This is a genomic window from Thiobacillus sp. SCUT-2, assembly GCF_035621355.1.
In the GTDB taxonomy this organism is placed as follows: Bacteria; Pseudomonadota; Gammaproteobacteria; order Burkholderiales; family Thiobacillaceae; genus Thiobacillus; species Thiobacillus sedimenti.
Genome location: NZ_CP141769.1, coordinates 1,165,717 through 1,181,476, shown reverse-complemented (window position 1 = coordinate 1,181,476; position 15,760 = coordinate 1,165,717). Strand labels below are relative to the sequence as shown.

The 15,760-nt window shown below is 65.2% G+C and carries 17 protein-coding genes; 3 read left to right on the top strand and 14 right to left on the bottom strand.

Annotation, left to right across the window (positions count from 1 at the left end; translation table 11 throughout):
- Nucleotides 1–199: 199 nt before the first annotated feature.
- Together VA613_RS05820 and VA613_RS05815 are read left to right on the top strand one after the other, a co-directional pair.
- Nucleotides 200–1,384 (top strand): AAA family ATPase, encoded by a 1,185-nt coding sequence (locus VA613_RS05820; RefSeq protein WP_324780918.1) that lies wholly within the window; start codon nucleotides 200–202, stop codon nucleotides 1,382–1,384.
- The gene (locus tag VA613_RS05815) at nucleotides 1,385–3,604 is read left to right on the top strand and encodes a S8 family peptidase (protein WP_324780917.1); all 2,220 of its coding nucleotides are present in this window, start codon (nucleotides 1,385–1,387) and stop codon (nucleotides 3,602–3,604) included.
- Nucleotides 3,605–3,768: 164 nt separating this feature from the next.
- On the opposite strand, the gene VA613_RS05810 is transcribed toward VA613_RS05815, so the two are convergent.
- Nucleotides 3,769–4,017 (bottom strand): hypothetical protein, encoded by a 249-nt coding sequence (locus VA613_RS05810; protein ID WP_324780916.1) that lies wholly within the window; start codon nucleotides 4,015–4,017, stop codon nucleotides 3,769–3,771.
- A gap of 240 nt (nucleotides 4,018–4,257) precedes the next feature.
- Nucleotides 4,258–4,797 carry a nitroreductase family protein gene (locus VA613_RS05805; protein ID WP_324780915.1) on the bottom strand — a complete coding sequence of 180 codons (540 nt, stop codon included), beginning with the start codon at nucleotides 4,795–4,797 and terminating at the stop codon, nucleotides 4,258–4,260.
- A gap of 225 nt (nucleotides 4,798–5,022) precedes the next feature.
- Here VA613_RS05805 and VA613_RS05800 point away from each other — a divergent pair, with 225 nt between their 5' ends.
- The gene (locus VA613_RS05800) at nucleotides 5,023–5,292 is read left to right on the top strand and encodes a hypothetical protein (RefSeq protein WP_324780914.1); all 270 of its coding nucleotides are present in this window, start codon (nucleotides 5,023–5,025) and stop codon (nucleotides 5,290–5,292) included.
- A 67-nt stretch (nucleotides 5,293–5,359) separates the two neighbouring features.
- On the opposite strand, the gene VA613_RS05795 is transcribed toward VA613_RS05800, so the two are convergent.
- From VA613_RS05795 to lpxK, 12 genes are all read right to left on the bottom strand, one after another.
- Nucleotides 5,360–6,688: a replication-associated recombination protein A gene (locus VA613_RS05795; RefSeq protein ID WP_324780913.1), complete on the bottom strand. Its 1,329-nt coding sequence runs from the start codon at nucleotides 6,686–6,688 to the stop codon at nucleotides 5,360–5,362.
- Between the two features lie 159 nt (nucleotides 6,689–6,847).
- Nucleotides 6,848–7,456: an outer membrane lipoprotein chaperone LolA gene (gene lolA / locus VA613_RS05790; protein ID WP_324780912.1), complete on the bottom strand. Its 609-nt coding sequence runs from the start codon at nucleotides 7,454–7,456 to the stop codon at nucleotides 6,848–6,850.
- Between the two features lie 68 nt (nucleotides 7,457–7,524).
- The gene (locus VA613_RS05785; protein ID WP_324780911.1) at nucleotides 7,525–7,731 is read right to left on the bottom strand and encodes a YgaP family membrane protein; all 207 of its coding nucleotides are present in this window, start codon (nucleotides 7,729–7,731) and stop codon (nucleotides 7,525–7,527) included.
- Between the two features lie 106 nt (nucleotides 7,732–7,837).
- Nucleotides 7,838–9,880, bottom strand: coding sequence for a sodium-translocating pyrophosphatase (locus VA613_RS05780; RefSeq protein ID WP_324780910.1), 2,043 nt, complete (start codon nucleotides 9,878–9,880; stop codon nucleotides 7,838–7,840).
- A gap of 63 nt (nucleotides 9,881–9,943) precedes the next feature.
- Nucleotides 9,944–10,159, bottom strand: coding sequence for a hypothetical protein (locus VA613_RS05775; RefSeq protein WP_324780909.1), 216 nt, complete (start codon nucleotides 10,157–10,159; stop codon nucleotides 9,944–9,946).
- A gap of 37 nt (nucleotides 10,160–10,196) precedes the next feature.
- Complete coding sequence (locus tag VA613_RS05770; protein ID WP_324780908.1) at nucleotides 10,197–11,453, bottom strand: 6-phosphofructokinase; 1,257 nt, start codon at nucleotides 11,451–11,453, stop codon at nucleotides 10,197–10,199.
- 67 nt (nucleotides 11,454–11,520) lie between these two features.
- On the bottom strand, nucleotides 11,521–11,886 hold the full coding sequence (locus tag VA613_RS05765; protein ID WP_324780907.1) for a hypothetical protein: 366 nt from the start codon (nucleotides 11,884–11,886) through the stop codon (nucleotides 11,521–11,523).
- 34 nt (nucleotides 11,887–11,920) lie between these two features.
- The gene (gene adk / locus VA613_RS05760) at nucleotides 11,921–12,574 is read right to left on the bottom strand and encodes an adenylate kinase (protein WP_324780906.1); all 654 of its coding nucleotides are present in this window, start codon (nucleotides 12,572–12,574) and stop codon (nucleotides 11,921–11,923) included.
- 105 nt (nucleotides 12,575–12,679) lie between these two features.
- A complete protein-coding gene (gene kdsB, locus VA613_RS05755; RefSeq protein ID WP_324780905.1) occupies nucleotides 12,680–13,438 on the bottom strand; it encodes a 3-deoxy-manno-octulosonate cytidylyltransferase in 759 nt (252 codons plus the stop codon).
- Between the two features lie 15 nt (nucleotides 13,439–13,453).
- Nucleotides 13,454–13,639, bottom strand: a complete 186-nt coding sequence (locus tag VA613_RS05750) for a Trm112 family protein (protein ID WP_324780904.1) — start codon at nucleotides 13,637–13,639, stop codon at nucleotides 13,454–13,456.
- Nucleotides 13,620–14,729, bottom strand: a complete 1,110-nt coding sequence (locus tag VA613_RS05745) for a GGDEF domain-containing protein (protein WP_324780903.1) — start codon at nucleotides 14,727–14,729, stop codon at nucleotides 13,620–13,622. The genes VA613_RS05750 and VA613_RS05745 overlap by 20 nt, the downstream gene beginning before the upstream one ends.
- Nucleotides 14,716–15,753, bottom strand: coding sequence for a tetraacyldisaccharide 4'-kinase (gene lpxK / locus VA613_RS05740; protein ID WP_324780902.1), 1,038 nt, complete (start codon nucleotides 15,751–15,753; stop codon nucleotides 14,716–14,718). The genes VA613_RS05745 and lpxK overlap by 14 nt, the downstream gene beginning before the upstream one ends.
- Nucleotides 15,754–15,760 lie beyond the last annotated feature (7 nt).

Genomic DNA, 15,760 nt, shown 5'->3' with positions numbered 1-15,760 from the left:
AAACGGGGGCGCTCGCCACCATCGGCGTGGCCGAGCCGCCAGGGGATTTCTGGCGACGTAAGCGTGTCCTCATGCAGGATGAGGAAAGTGGCATCACCTTTACAACGGCGACCAGCCAGAGAATGGCGAGGACGCAAGAAATCTTATTGACTAAATATGGCCTATCGCCATAAACTTCGCCATAATAGTGGCGTTACACGTGAGGTTTTTTGTGGCGGAAATAAAGGATATTGGCGAGGTTTCTGATATTGAGGTTGACTTCGCCAATTTGGCCCGCCTCGCCGCGTCAGAGTCATACGAGGATGCCCGCTTGCTACTAGCGCGCCTTGTGCGCAAGTATCGTCAACAGCGCCCCGAACTAGCCGCGCGCCTCGACCAATACCTGAAAACTTCGCAGACCCGATCCGCGGGCAATCCTATCCTGCGCCGAGGCGCACCAGTTGTGGAATCCAATGAGGTACCACTACCTGTCGATGGCGACTCTCGCCTGGCATTGATTCGGGTATTCGATGATCGCCCTGGACTGGCGCCCCCAATTCTTCCTGGAAGCGTGCATGATGCGATCGGCGCCATTATCCGCGAACGCCAGGAACGCGAACGGCTGGCCGCCCGAGGTATTAGTCCGACACGTTCGGCCATCCTCGTTGGCCCCCCGGGTGTCGGCAAGACACTCTCGGCCCGCTGGATCGCCAGCGCCTTGGGCAAGCCTCTGTGGGTGCTTGATCTGACGGCGGTGATGAGTAGCTTGCTCGGCAAAACTGGAAACAACCTGCGGGCCGCGTTGGATCATGCCAAGAAACATGCGGCCGTCCTATTGCTCGATGAAATCGATGCCATCGCCAAGCGACGCAGCGATGAATCCGATATTGGCGAACTGAAGCGCTTGGTTACCGTGATGTTGCAGGAAGTCGATCAGTGGCCGGACAGCGGGTTGCTACTGGCCGCCACCAATCACCCGGAACTGGTTGATCCGGCCTTGTGGCGACGGTTCGATCTGGTCCTCAAGTTCGATGCGCCCGACGCAACAGCGATTGCCGAGGCCATCAAGCGATTCCTAGGCGACGACCTGAATTTGTTCGAATCCTGGGTCGATGTATTGGCCGCTGGCCTACAGGGGCAATCGCTGTCGGACGTGGAACGCAGCATCAACGCTTTGCGTCGCGGTCACGCTCTACAGACGGCACCGCTCGAACAACTGGTCAGTACAGCGCTTGGCCAGCGTCAGGAAGCGTTGAGCAAGGCGGAACGTCTCCAGCTAGCGATCGAACTGGCCAAGACTGGCCAGCATACGCACATGCAGATCAGCCAGATGACGGGTGTCGCGCGCGACACCATTCGCAAACACGCGGGGCCATCACCCCGAAAAGGCAGGGGGCTCAAGTAAATGACTACACGATACCTGATCGGCCGCGCAGAATTGCTGACCTATCCAATCGAGGCCCCAAAGAAAAAAGTCAGCGACAAGGTACACCCCTATACGCTCGGCGAGGCCAAGCGCATCATCGTCCCGGAGATCGAGGCAGCCAACAGCATTTTCCAGGCCCTTCCACCGAAGGCCTGCGCCGACGATCTGGCGGTGGCCCGTCTGGTATTGCACCCGGCCTACCTGGCGAAGTCCTTTTTTCCGAAGCTGCTGCTCGATCAGGCGGGGTTGGCCTCGGTAGGGTCACGTACCCGCCGCATCCGGCCGCGTCGTCAGACCCAGAAGAAGGCGCCAACCGAGATGGAAACCACGGAACTTTTCGTGGCTGGCACGCGGGCTGCATTGGGGAATCTCCCAACCTTCGCCCGGAGCCTGAATGAACAAATGCCGGTCGCCGAGCAGTTCTCCCGCATTGAGACCTTTGTGGCCATGACACCGGCCGATCGCCTGCATCTTGAGGGTGCTGAGATCGGACATGTTTTCGAGGTCGGCCTACATCTACCCCCAGAGGGCAATGCCTCCGATGTTCGTGCCATGTTCGCCGACTACGCCAAGGACTGCGGCTTCAAGGTCAATGGTGAGTTCGAATTCGAAGCCGGCCGACTGCTTTTCATCGCAGTGGAAGGCGACGCTGCTAACCTCGAAAGCTTGGCCCAGTTCACTATGACCCGAGTAATTCGGCCGATGCCGCACTTGCGGGCAGCCCGTCCGGTCACCCGCAGCATGCCGCTTGCAGTATCGTTCTCACTACCAAGCGGCGAGCCACTTTCCCGCGAACCCAAGGTGGCCATTCTCGATGGCGGCCTGCCGACAGAGCATGTTCTTGATGGGTATGTCCGCCGCTATTTTCTGGCTGACGATGAAGCGAGCGATGTACCCGATTTCACCGAGCATGGACTTGGCGTCACGTCAGCGTTGCTGTTCGGGCCGATCGAGCCGGAAGGAACGGCGGAACGCCCCTATGCGCCAGTTGACCATCATCGCGTGCTGGATGCCAGAATTGAAGGGGAAGATCCCTACGAGTTGTATCGCACACTCGGTCACGTCGAAACCGTGCTGCTTTCCCGCCAATATCAGTTTATCAACCTCAGCCTGGGACCGGACCTACCAGTGGAGGATCAGGATGTTCATGCTTGGACAGCTGTCATCGACAGCATTCTGAGCGACGGAGAAACCCTGATGACCGTCGCAGTCGGGAACAATGGAGCTCTAGATTCAGCCCTTGGTTTAAACCGTATCCAAGTCCCATCCGATAGCGTGAATGCCTTGTCTGTAGGCGCAGCTGACGGGAGCGGTGATGACTGGAAGCGTGCAAACTACAGCGCTACAGGCCCTGGCCGTAGCCCTGGGCGCCGCAAGCCGGATGTTGTGGCATTTGGTGGCGCCCCGAAAGAATATTTCCACGTCGCCGCGCCCGGTAAGCGGCCGAACTTGGCCGCCAACCTGGGAACCAGCTTTGCAGCGCCGCTCGCCTTGCGTTCGGCTGTTGGCATCCGTGCCATCCTGGGTGATCCCGTACATCCATTGACCATCAAAACACTTTTGATCCATGGCTGCGAAATGAAGGAGGAGCACGATGTCCATCACGTCGGCTGGGGTCGCGTGCCGGCCAACATCAACCGACTGATTACCTGCGGTGAAGGGGAAGCCCGAATCATCTATCAGGGTGAACTGCGTCCCGGCAAATTCCTGCGGGCGCCCATCCCCCTGCCAGCCTTCCAGCTGGAAGGCAAAGTGCGTTTGCGGGCAACGTTCTGCTACGCTAGTCCGGTCGACCCTCAGGACGCCGCTGCCTATACGAAGGCCGGCCTGGGCATTACCTTCCGGCCCAATAGTAGCAAGCTTAAGGGCAAAGCTAAGAATGCTTCGTCGGCCAGTTTTTTCCCTGCGGCCGATTTTCGGACCGAGGCGGAGTTGCGGGCGGATCTGGGCAAATGGGAAACCGTGTTACACGCAGAGCACAATTACTACGGCAGTAGCCTGCTTGAACCCGTGTTCGATGTGCATTACAACGCCCGGGAAGCAGGCGGTCTTGCATCTTCCGGAACGCCCTCCATCCGCTATGCCTTGGTTGTCACAGTGCAGGCGCCGAAGCATGCCCAGTTGCATCAAGACATCCTAGCGGCACACGCTGTGCTGCAAGCCTTGGAACCTCAAGTGTCGCTGCCGCTTCGGACGTAAGCTAGAAGTGAGTCGAGGCCAAGGCCTCAGCTTGCCATTTGTTAACCTGCTGATAAAGAAGGGTTTGTGCAACAGGTAGCAAATGGCGCCGCCGCGCGTCGCAGCGCCGCTGCGCAGACTCGCCCGGCGGGGCGACGAAGCGCCCCCGGCGTCACGCAGACGCCTCAGGGCTTGCGGCCGGGCTCGGCGCAGCGAATGATCGCCGCATTCGTTCCAAGCTTGAGGCAGCGCCGCATGTCCTGGCCCTGGCGCCGGACGGCGTGCCGGGACACGTGTTGCCCGGCAGGCGATACCTGTGGCGGCGCTGCGGCTTCTTCCGCAGCGGGCGCTCCACCTTGGGCCTCCGCCTGCGCCATTGCAACGCCCGCGCCGCACAGCAGCGGCAGCATCCCGAACCAGATCGCTTTGCTCATCAGGCCTCCTTGTCACTCCGTCATCGAAAGGGCTGGCGCGCATGGCCGAGCCCTGCCCATCATAACCGCCCGCCAGGACGCCGCTCTCCACGCCCGCACGGACGCGCCGCAGCGACGCTGCGTGACAGCGGGACGGCGTCACGCCAGGAAATGCCGTGCGAGCAGGCTCGCGGCACCCACGACGGCGAGGCAGAGCAGGCAGGCCAATGCGATCCTGGCGAGCTTAGGCATCGGCCCGGGTCAATGCGTGGCGGCTGGATAGCCGACAGACTGCGACAGGATGATGCGCTGATGCCGCGTGAGTCCCAGCGCCTTGCCGAGCGCCTCACGGTCGACCAGACCGCGCACGACGACCGCGAGACCGGCTGACGCGGCGTAGAGGTAGACGTTCTGCGCGACGAATCCGGTATCGGCTGCGCTGTAGAACGCCTTGTCCTCCGCACCCGCCCCGCTCATGCGGTCGAAATCGGCCACATACACGAGATTCAGCGGCGCGCTGGCGACGAAGTCCTGCACGCCGGTCAGCCGGCGCAGGTCGCCGCTCGCCACCTGTTTCAGCGTGTGCGTCGGCGGATCGTAGCGGTACGCGCCGTCTGCGGTCACCGCATAGACGTCGACCTCCCGCCAGTCGTGTGCCGAGGGCGCGGTGCGCGCGCCCGTGGACGGCCGGTTCACGCCGCTCGCCGCCCACAACAGATCGGACAAGACCTGCCGCGGCAAGGGCCGGCTCGCGAACTCCCGGGCCGAATGCCTCGCCTTCAGGGCCTGCATCAAGGGCATGCCGCCGGCCGTGTCCGGAGCCGGCAGCGGGATTGTGGTTTCGTGCGCCATTGCGCCTGCCGTCACGATCATCGTCAGTACCCCCATCCATCGCCGGATCCCCATCTCCGTCTGCTCCCCGCAAGCCGCTTCCAATGATTCCAATCTAGTCCGCGCTCGCCGCCGGGCAAGCCTTGCGCGAAAACGGCCTATCTTTAGACAGGAACGACAGGAAAGGAGAAGCTGATGGCCGTCGTCAACATTGGTCACTACTATGCCGAATGGATGCCGTCCGGTTCGCCGGAGAGACCCGGCCGCGGCCGCATCATCCTGCGCAGCGCAAGCCGGCTCACGGATCTTTACCGCCTCACCAACCTGGGGTCCGAGGACTACCGCAACCTGCTCCACATGCTGCAGACCGAGAAGCCGGTGTTCTGGGACACCGAGGCGGGCTGGCTGCGTACGGCGCATCCGCAGATGCACGATGCCGAGCCGGTCGGGGAGCAGGAACGCTGATACCTGCGGTTCCGCGGGACCGTCGTCGGGCCGGGCGGCCCTGCGCGTGCCTCCGCCGGACGGCGGTTCACGTCTTGCCGGCTTCCTCGTCCAGCCGCTTCAGATGCGCGAGCTTCTCGGCGATCCTGCCTTCGAGCCCGCGCGGGGTCGGTTCATAGAACCGCTGCTCGGGCACATCGTCGGGGAAGTAGCGCTCGCCGGCCGCATAGGCTTCGGGCTCGTCGTGCGCGTAGCGGTACGCGTGCCCATAGCCCAGCGCCTTCATCAGTTTCGTCGGCGCGTTGCGCAGGTGCAGCGGCACGTCGCTGGAAGGATGCGACTGCACGAAGTCACGCGCGGCGTTGTAGGCGACGTAGACGGCATTGCTCTTGGGGGCGCACGCGAGGTAGAGGCAGGCCTCGGCGAGCGCGAGTTCGCCTTCGGGCGAGCCCAGCCGCTCGTAGGTTTCCACGGCATCGAGCGCGAGCCTCAGGGCGCGCGGGTCGGCGAGCCCGATGTCCTCGCTCGCCATGCGGACAAGCCGCCGGCCAACGTAGCGCGGATCGGTGCCGCCGTCGAGCATGCGCACCAGCCAGTACAGCGACGCATCCGGGTCGCTGCCGCGGACGCTCTTGTGCAGCGCGGAGATCTGGTCGTAGAAGGCTTCGCCGCCCTTGTCGAAGCGGCGCAGCGATTGCGCAAGCGCGTTCTCGATGAACGCCGCGTCGACTTCCGCCACCTTGGCCGTGCGCGCCGCGACATCGAGCTGCTCCAGCAGGTTGAGGAGCTTCCGCGCGTCGCCGTCGGCATAGGCCGCCAGAAGCGTGTCGACGCCGTCGGCCAGCTTGAGCGCGGGCAACTCCTTCAGCGCACGCGTCATCAACTGGCCGAGTTCGTCGGGCGTGAGCGATTTCAGCACGTAGACCTGGGCGCGCGACAGCAGCGCGCCGACGACCTCGAACGACGGGTTCTCGGTCGTGGCACCGATGAAGGTGAAGAGGCCGGCCTCGACGTGCGGCAGGAAGGCGTCCTGCTGCGCCTTGTTGAAGCGGTGCACTTCGTCGACGAAGACGATCGTCGCGCGGCCCATGGACTGGTTCATGCGCGCGCGCTCGACCGCCTCGCGGATGTCCTTGACGCCCGAGAGCACGGCGGAGATCGCGATGAAGTCGGCACCGAAGGCCTGCGCCGTGAGCCGGGCGAGCGTGGTCTTGCCCACGCCCGGCGGCCCCCACAGGATCATCGAATGCAGCTTGCCGGCATCGAACGCCAGCCGCAGCGGCTTGCCGGGACCGAGCAGGTGGGTCTGCCCGACGACCTCGTCGAGGGTGTGGGGACGCAGCCGCTCGGCCAGCGGCGCACGCGGATTCGGCGCCGGCTCGGCGACATCGGCACTGAACAGGTCCTGAGGGCACATGGGACGAATTATCCCATTGGCAAGGGCATGCCGTAAGCAGTAAGCAGTAAGCAGTAAGCGGTGAGCGGTGAGCGGTGAGCGGTGAGCGGTGAGCGGTGAGCGGTGAGCGGTGAGCAGACTAGCTCCGCGAGCTGCTTGCCGCTTGCCGCTCACCACGCACTACTCACCGATCACGTCCGCCCCCTTCGGGGGCGTGAAGCGGAAACGCGACGCCGGAATGGCCGGGTTGCGCACGAAGTGCGAAAGCTCCAGCGTCGTCCGCTGGCCGAACTGGTCCAGCAGTTCCATCCGCACCAGCGCATCCCCGCGGAAGCCCATGCGGATGCCGCTGAACGTCGTGTCGCGCGTCTTGGGCGTCGCGTCCAGCCAGTCGAGACCATCCCGCTCGCCGGCATCCTTCAGGCTGAAATACTTGTCGATGGCGTCGTCACCCGCCAGCAGGGCGGCCGGCGTGCCGGCGATGACGTCACCGAGCGGCTTGACGGTGACCTGGTTGAGGTCGGTATCGTACAGCCACAGCCTGGCGCCGTCGCCGACGATGACCTGCTCGTACGGCTTCCGGTAATCCCAGCGGAACTTGCCGGGCCGGGCGAACGCCATCGTGCCGCTGGCCTGCTGCGTGACGCGGCCGTTCCTGTCCGTCACGGTCTGGGTGAAGTCGGCCTGGGCCGTGCGGGCGCCGGAGATGAAGGCGCGCAGGCGCTCGATGCCGCCGGCATGGGCCGTTCCCGCGACGACGAGCGCGAACAGAAGAAACACTAGACGCATAGGCTGCTTTCCCGAAAAAAAGTGCGCCCCGCGGGCGCACTTCGTTGACCCTGCAAGCGGGCGAAAGTTTATTTCGTCTTGCAAGTCTTGATGCCGAACGGCAGATACGCCGGGCAAAAACCGAAAATCGCGGTCAGCAGCAGCACGAAGCCGACGATGCCCGCCGGCACCATCCAGTCTTCCGCCCCCGGCAGCGTCGACATTGCGTAATAGATGAGAGCGACCCCCACCACCGCACGGATCACGCGATCCACAGCTCCAACGTTCTTTGCCATTCCCGACTCCTTTTCTTCGTGTTTGAATGAATCCTGCAAGCGCAACCGGGGCCGCAGCCCCGGTTGCAAGCTTAGCGCATTCCGCCGCGCCGGGCGTAATCCAGGATCAGACGATCAGCGGCACGATCAGCAACGCGACGATGTTGATGATCTTGATCAGCGGGTTGACCGCGGGACCGGCAGTGTCCTTGTACGGATCGCCCACGGTGTCGCCGGTCACGGCCGCCTTGTGCGCGTCCGACCCCTTGCCCCCGTGGTTGCCTTCCTCGATGTACTTCTTGGCGTTGTCCCACGCGCCGCCGCCGGTCGTCATCGAGATGGCGACGAAGATGCCGGTGACGATGGTGCCGAGCAGCACGCCGCCGAGTGCCTTGGGGCCGAGGATGAGGCCGACCAGCAGTGGCACGAGCACCGGCAGCAGCGACGGCACGACCATCTCCTTGATCGCCGCCTTCGTCAGCATGTCGACCGCCTTCGAGTAGTCGGGCTTCGCCTTGCCTTCCATGATGCCGGCGATCTCCCGGAACTGGCGGCGCACCTCGACGACGACGGAACCTGCCGCGCGCCCCACCGCCTCCATGCCCATGGCGCCGAACAGATACGGCACCATGCCGCCGATGAAGAGGCCGATGATGACCATGTGGTCGGACAGATCGAACAGCGTGACGCCGCCGGTCTTCGCTTCGAGCGCGTGGGTGTAGTCGGCGAACAGCACCAGCGCGGCGAGGCCGGCCGAGCCGATGGCATAGCCCTTGGTGACCGCCTTGGTCGTGTTGCCGACCGCGTCGAGCGGATCGGTGATGTCGCGGATCGCGCTCGGCAGTTCGGCCATCTCGGCGATGCCGCCGGCGTTGTCGGTGACCGGGCCGTAGGCGTCGAGCGCGACGATGATGCCCGTCATCGACAGCATGGCCGTGGCGGCGATGGCGATGCCGTACAGCCCGGCCAGCGCGTAGGCGCCCCAGATCGCCAGGCACACGGCCAGCACGGGCGCGGCGGTCGACTTCATCGAGACGCCGAGGCCGGCGATGATGTTGGTGCCATGGCCGGTGGTCGAGGCCTGCGCGATGTGGCGCACCGGACTGTATTCGGTCGCGGTGTAGTACTCGGTGATCACCACCATGGCAGCGGTCAGCGCCAGGCCGATCAGCGCCGAGTAGTACAGGTTCATCGTCGGAATGACCGTGCCGTCGTTCATCTGCAGGCCGTCGCCCAGCAGCATCGTCGTCACCGGATAGAAGGCGATCAGGCTCAGGCCCCCGGCGACGGCGAGGCCGCGGTACAGCGCGTTCATGATCTTGCCGCCTTCGCGCGCGGTGACGAAGAAGGAGCCGATGATGGACGCGACGATCGACACCGCGCCGAGCGCCAGCGGATAGATCACCGCGTGGGCGCCCGCCTGGCTCGCCATCAGCGCGCCGAGGAGCATGGTGGCGATCAGCGTCACCGCATAGGTTTCGAACAGGTCGGCCGCCATGCCCGCGCAGTCACCGACGTTGTCCCCCACGTTGTCGGCGATGACCGCCGGATTGCGCGGGTCGTCCTCCGGAATTCCCGCCTCGACCTTGCCGACGAGGTCGGCACCCACGTCGGCGCCCTTGGTGAAGATGCCGCCGCCGAGACGCGCGAAGATGGAAATCAGCGAGCCGCCGAAGCCGAGTCCGACCAGCGCATGGATCGCCTCCTGTGGCGTCGCGCCCATTGCGGTCAGCACGGCGTAGTAGCCGGCCACGCCGAGCAGCCCGAGGCCGACGACCAGCATGCCGGTGATCGCGCCGCCCTTGAAGGCGACGTTGAGCGCCGCGTTGAGGCCGTCCGAGGCCGCCTGCGCCGTGCGCACGTTGGCGCGCACCGAGACGTTCATGCCGATGAAGCCGGCGGCACCCGAGAGAATGGCGCCGATCAGGAAGCCGATGGCGGTGTGCGCGCCGAGCGCGAGCCAGAGCGCGATGAAGAGCACCACGCCTACGATGGCGATGGTCGTGTACTGGCGGCTGAGATACGCCTGCGCGCCCTGCTGCACGGCCAATGCGATCTCCTGCATGCGTGCGTTGCCGGCGGGCTTCTTCATGATCCAGCCGATCGATACCACCCCGTACACCAGGGCCAGCACGGCGCTGGCCAGGATCCAAATCAACTGCGTCTCCATCACTCCTCCTTTTTCACTTTCACACCTACCCAAAACAAAACGGCAGCTTGCGCTGCCGTCGACTCATTGTTTCCCCATGGCGAGGCCGCCCTCGAACCGCGTGCCTTGCTCGAAGCCGAATATCCGGTCGAGCTCGAGCTCGCGAATGAGCTGATCCACTGCCGTCTGCCCGTGCTCGCGCTGTACCTCGGACAGGATCAGCTTGGCCGAATTGCCGTTGTAGAAGCCGCCGAAGTCCGCCTGGACCTTGAGCAGCTGGCGCGCGCGGTCGAGTGTCATCGCCGGGGAATCACCCTGATGTCTTGCCGCTGCGCGGTCAGAGCTTGAACGTAGGCAGCTTCTTCGCCACCGCCACGTTCTTCAGCGTCACGTAGACCGGCAGGCCATCCTTGTACTTCGGATAGTCCTCGCCCTGGATCAGCGGCGTCAGATAGCGCTTGCACTTGGGCGTGATGCCGAAGCCGTCCTTGGTGATGAAGTCGCGCGGCATGAACTTCTCGACGTTGGCGACCTTGGACAGCGGCGCCATGCCGATCTTGTACTTGTAGGGGCTGTCTGACAGGCGGTCGACCGTCGGCATCACCGAGTTGTGGCCCTTGACCGCCAGTTCGACCGCCTTCTTGCCGAGTTCATAGGCCTGCTTCACGTCGGTCTTCGAGGCGATGTGGCGCGCAGCGCGCTGCAGGTAGTCGGCGACCGCCCAGTGGAACTTGTGGCCGAGCGCGTCCTTGATCATGTTGGCGACCACCGGCGCCGCGCCGCCCAGCTGCGCGTGGCCGAACGCGTCGCGCGTGCCCTGCTCGGCGAGGAAGCGGCCGTCCGGATAGTGGCAGCCTTCGGACACGACGACCGTGCAGAAGCCGAACTCCTTGACCTTCTTGTCGACGGCCGCGAGAAATTTCTTCTGGTCGAATTCGACTTCAGGAAACAGGATGACGACCGGAATGCCATGGTCCTCGACCAGACCGCCGGCGGCGGCGATCCAGCCGGCATGACGGCCCATCACTTCGATCACGAACACCTTGGTCGAGGTCTTGGCCATCGAGCGCACGTCGTAGCTGGCTTCCAGCGTGGAGACGGCAATGTATTTGGCGACCGAGCCGAAGCCGGGGCAGCAGTCGGTGATCGGCAGGTCGTTGTCGACGGTCTTCGGCACGTGGATCGCCTGGATCGGGTAGCCCATCGCCTCGGACAACTGGCTGACCTTGAAGCAGGTGTCGGCCGAGTCGCCGCCGCCGTTGTAGAAGAAGTAGCCGATGTTGTGCGCCTTGAACACCTCGATCAGGCGCTCGTACTCGCGCTTGTTGGCTTCCAGCGACTTCAGCTTGAAGCGGCAGGAGCCGAAGGCGCCCGACGGCGTGTTGCGCAGCGCGGCGATCGCGGCGGCGGATTCCTTGGTGGTGTCGATCAGGTCCTCGGTCAGCGCGCCGATGATGCCGTTGCGGCCCGCGTAGACCTTGCCGATCTTGTCCTTGTGCTTGCGCGCCGTCTCGATGACGCCGCAGGCCGAGGCGTTGATGACCGCGGTCACCCCGCCGGACTGCGCGTAGAACGCGTTCATTTTTTTCGCCATGGTGGTGTCTCCTCGTTGTTTCCCGTTTGCCAAAAACAAAAGCCAGCGTCGCCGCTGGCTTGAAAGCTCAACTGCTGCCCGACGTCTCGCCCTCGGCGAGCCGCTTGGCCTCCTCGTCCGCCTGCATCTTCAGCAGCGTGGTGACGCAGTCGCCGACGTCGTCATACTCCTCGCGCCCGGTCGCGAAGCGGTCGCGGATGCGGTAGAAGAACATGCTGCGATAGCGTGAGTCGCCGGTCTTCGACAACACGAAATGACAGCCGTGCTCGTTCCAGTAGAAACCGGGGCACAGCGTCAGTTCGCGGTCGTCGATGTGCAGGCGGATCTCGGTCTCGACGTCCTGTATCACGACCTCACGGCCATAACGCTCGTTCACCGCCTGCTGGACGACCCAGCGCTCGGTGTCGGTCATCGGTGCGATCTGCTGGGGCATGAGGCTTCGGCCTGCCTGCGACGGACGTTGCCGGTCAGCCGAGCGCGGCGAAGATCGCGTCGCGGATTTGCTCGACCTTGCCGATGCCCGGGATCTTCACGTACTTGGGCGCGCCCGCTTCGCCGCGCGCAGCCCAGTCGCCGTAGTACTTCACCAGCGGTTCGGTCTGCGCGTGGTAGACGTCGAGGCGCTTCTTCACGGTCGCCTCGGTGTCGTCGTCGCGCTGGATCAGGTCTTCGCCGGTCACGTCGTCCTTGCCTGCGACCTTGGGCGGGTTGAACACGACGTGGTAGGTGCGGCCGGAGGCCACGTGCACGCGGCGGCCGGACATGCGCTTGATGATCTCCGCGTCGGCCACGTCGATCTCGACCACGTAGTCGATCGGCACGCCGGCGGCCTTCATCGCCTCGGCCTGCGGGATGGTGCGCGGGAAGCCGTCGAACAGGTAGCCGTTCTTGCAGTCGGGCTCCTGCAGGCGCGCCTTGACCATGCCGATGATGATGTCGTCGGAGACCAGGCCGCCGGCGTCCATGATCGCCTTGGCCTTCATGCCGAGCTCGGTGCCGGCCTTGATCTGCGCCCGCAGCATGTCGCCGGTCGAAATCTGCGGAATGCCGTATTTTTCCTTGATGTAATTGGCTTGCGTGCCCTTGCCCGCGCCGGGGCCGCCCAGCAGAATCAAACGCATTGCGTGTCTCCTTGTCGTAAATGTCGTCGAACAAACCGCGCTAGCCTAAGCCATGCGCGGGTCGAGCAACACTTAAAATTTTTTATTGCGGGATTCAAGCAGCTGCTATGCAGCTTTAAAGAGACCGCGGACGCGCTCGAGATCCTCCGCCGTATCGACCCCCGGAGCCGGCGCGCCGGGCGTGATGCCGAGGCTGATGCGATAGCCGTGCCACAGTACGCGCAACTGCTCCAGCATTTCGTGGCGCTCGAGCGGCGAACCGGGCAGGCTCGCATAGGTACGCAGGAAACCCGCGCGGTAGGCATACAGCCCGATGTGGCGCAGCGCGCCGAGCTCGCGCGGCATCGGCTGGTTCGCGCCGAACGCGTCGCGCGGCCACGGAATGGGCGCGCGGCTGAAATACAGCGCGTAGCCGGCCTCGTCGGCGACGACCTTGACGACATTGGGATTGACGAAGTCCGCATGGTCGTGGATCGGATGTGCCAGCGTCGCCATCACCGCGTCGTCGTGCACCACCAGCTGGCGCGCGGCCTCGCGGATCAGCGCAGGGTCGATCAGCGGCTCGTCGCCCTGCACGTTGACGACGAGGGCGTCGTCCGGCCAGCCGAGCGTCTCGGCGACCTCGACGAGCCGCTCGGTGCCCGACTGATGTTCGGGCGAGGTCATCAACGCCTGGTGGCCGGCGGCCTCGACGGCCTGCTGCACGCGCGCGTCGTCGGTCGCGACCACGACCGAGTCGGCGCCCGCCTCGAGCGCGCGCTCGAGCACGTGCAGCACCATGGGCCTGCCGCCGATGTCCGCGAGCGGCTTGCCCGGCAGGCGACTCGACGCATAGCGCGCCGGAATCACGACACGGAAACGCATGTCGGCGCGTCCGCCCTAGCTGCCGTGGATTTCTTCGGCGGACAGCGCGCGCGCCTCCTCCGGCAGCATCACCGGAATGTCGTCGCGGATCGGATAGGCGAGGCGGCAGGCGCGGCAGACCAGTTCGTGGGCGGTCTTCTTCCAGTCGAGGGGGCCCTTGCAGACGGGGCAGACGAGGATTTCAAGTAGCTTGGGGTTCATCGTTGAGCGTCCTGTAGATCGGAAACGCAGCGGGCGTTTCGGCCGGCTGCGACTTGCTTTGGTACAGATGGATGTCGGCGACCGACAGCAGGGTGATCAGGTCATGGCCGTCGCGCGGCGCATGGGCGACGCCCAGGCTCACGGCCATCGGCAGGCCGTTGCTGGCGCTCCATGCTTCGGTGCGGCTGCGGACCCGCTCGAAGATCTGCCGCACGCCGGCATCGTCGACCTCCGGCAGGAGTGCGACGAATTCATCGCCGCCCCAGCGCCCGCAGACGCCGCCTTCGGCCGATTCGCTGAAGATCTGGGCGAATTCGGCGAGCACCCGATCGCCCACGCCGTGGCCGTAGTGGTCATTGACCATCTTGAACTGGTTGAGATCGGCGAACAGCACCGTCGCCGGCGTGCCAGCGCTGGCCCTGGCGAAGATGATGTCGGCCTCGGCCAGCAGGCCATGGCGGTTCAGCAGGCCCGTGAGCGCATCGAAGCGACTGCGGAAATCCAGTTCACGCCGCTGTTCCTCGATCCGTCCCATCAGGATGTAGGCATACAGCGCCAGGGTCACCCAGAACACGCCGAAGAACACGTCGCCCGAGCTGACGTCGAATCCGGCCACGCGGTAGCGCAGCGCGAAAGCGACGGCCATGCCGAGCACGGCGCCACCCAGGACTTCGGCAAACAGGCGCATCCCGTAGCGCATGCCGTTGCCCAGGAGCACCATCAGGAAGGCCAGCGCCGACGGCGGGATGGGGTTGGGATCGTGAATCACGCACAGGGTGACGAGGACGAGGTCGGCGGCCATCGCGCTGCGGATCCTCAGCAGCGTCACTTCGCGCAGCGCAAGATGGAAAAACCAGCTGTTGACGAAGAAATAGGCGCCGAGAACGACCAGCAGCTGTTCGATGGTGAACAGGACCTGCGGCACGCTGTTCAGCGTGGAAAAATAGATGACCGCCAGCGAGAAGAACAGGTAGCGGGTGAAGAACTGGGTCACGATCTCGGCGCGTTCGGGCACCCAGAACCCGGCATCGTCGCCTTCGGCCGCCCATAGGCAAGGGTGGCGGCGATCGCTCCATTCAGAACTCTTCATGTCCTTCCTCCCTCGGTCCGCGCGCGCCGGCGTCTTGTTGTTTGAGGCGCGCAAGCAGCCAGCGCGTGAACCCGGCCTCCGGGGCAACGTCGAGTTCGATCGCCCACCAGTCCGGCCCTGCGAATGCGCGACATTTTACCGCGTCTTTTTCGGTCATCAGCACCGCGCCGTCCGCGGGCAGGTCCTGCGGCCGGAACGCATGATGATCCGCAAACGCGCGCGGCCGGTAGCGCAGGCCCTGGGCGTCGAGCATGGCGAAGAAGCCGTGCGGCCGGCCGATGCCCGTCGCCGCGAGCCAGTCCCGCTGCGGCAGTTCACGCAGGGCCCGCTTCTCGTGCGGCGTGCGCAGGCGGTAGGCCTGGCCCGGCCGGTAATCGACGCGCCAGGCCGCGCGCGCCCCCAGGCGGCGCGGGGGGGCCGCGCCGCGCACGACCTGCACGACCGCGTCGACCTCCCGCAGCCGGGCGGGCGGCTCGCGCAGCGGCCCGGCCGGCAAGGGCCAGCCGTTGCCCAGGCCGGACGCCGCGTCGACGACGGCGAGCTCGACGTCGCGGCGCAGGCGATAATGCTGCAAGCCGTCGTCCGAGACGATGACGTCGATCCCCGGGTGGCGCTCCAGCAAGGTGCGCGCCGCCGCCACGCGGTCGCGTCCGACCACGACCGGCACCCCCGCCTTGTGCCGGATGAGGGCCGGCTCGTCGCCGACCACAGCCGGATCGCTGTCGTCTTCGACGTCGACGCAGCCGCGCGCGGACCCGCCGTAGCCGCGGCTGACGACCCCGGGGCGGAAACCCTGGCCGCGCAGCCATGCGACCAGCCAGATCACCAGCGGCGTCTTGCCGCTGCCGCCGGCGGTGATGTTGCCGACCACGATGACCGGCACGCCGACCGCGACCGCACGGAGCCAGCCGCGCCGATAGGCCTGGCGGCGCAAGGCGGACAGCGCGGCAAACGGCAGCGCAAGCGGCAGCAGCAGCACGGCGAGGACGCCGCGGCGCGTCCAGGCGTGCTGAAGGGAGAACATCGGGGTG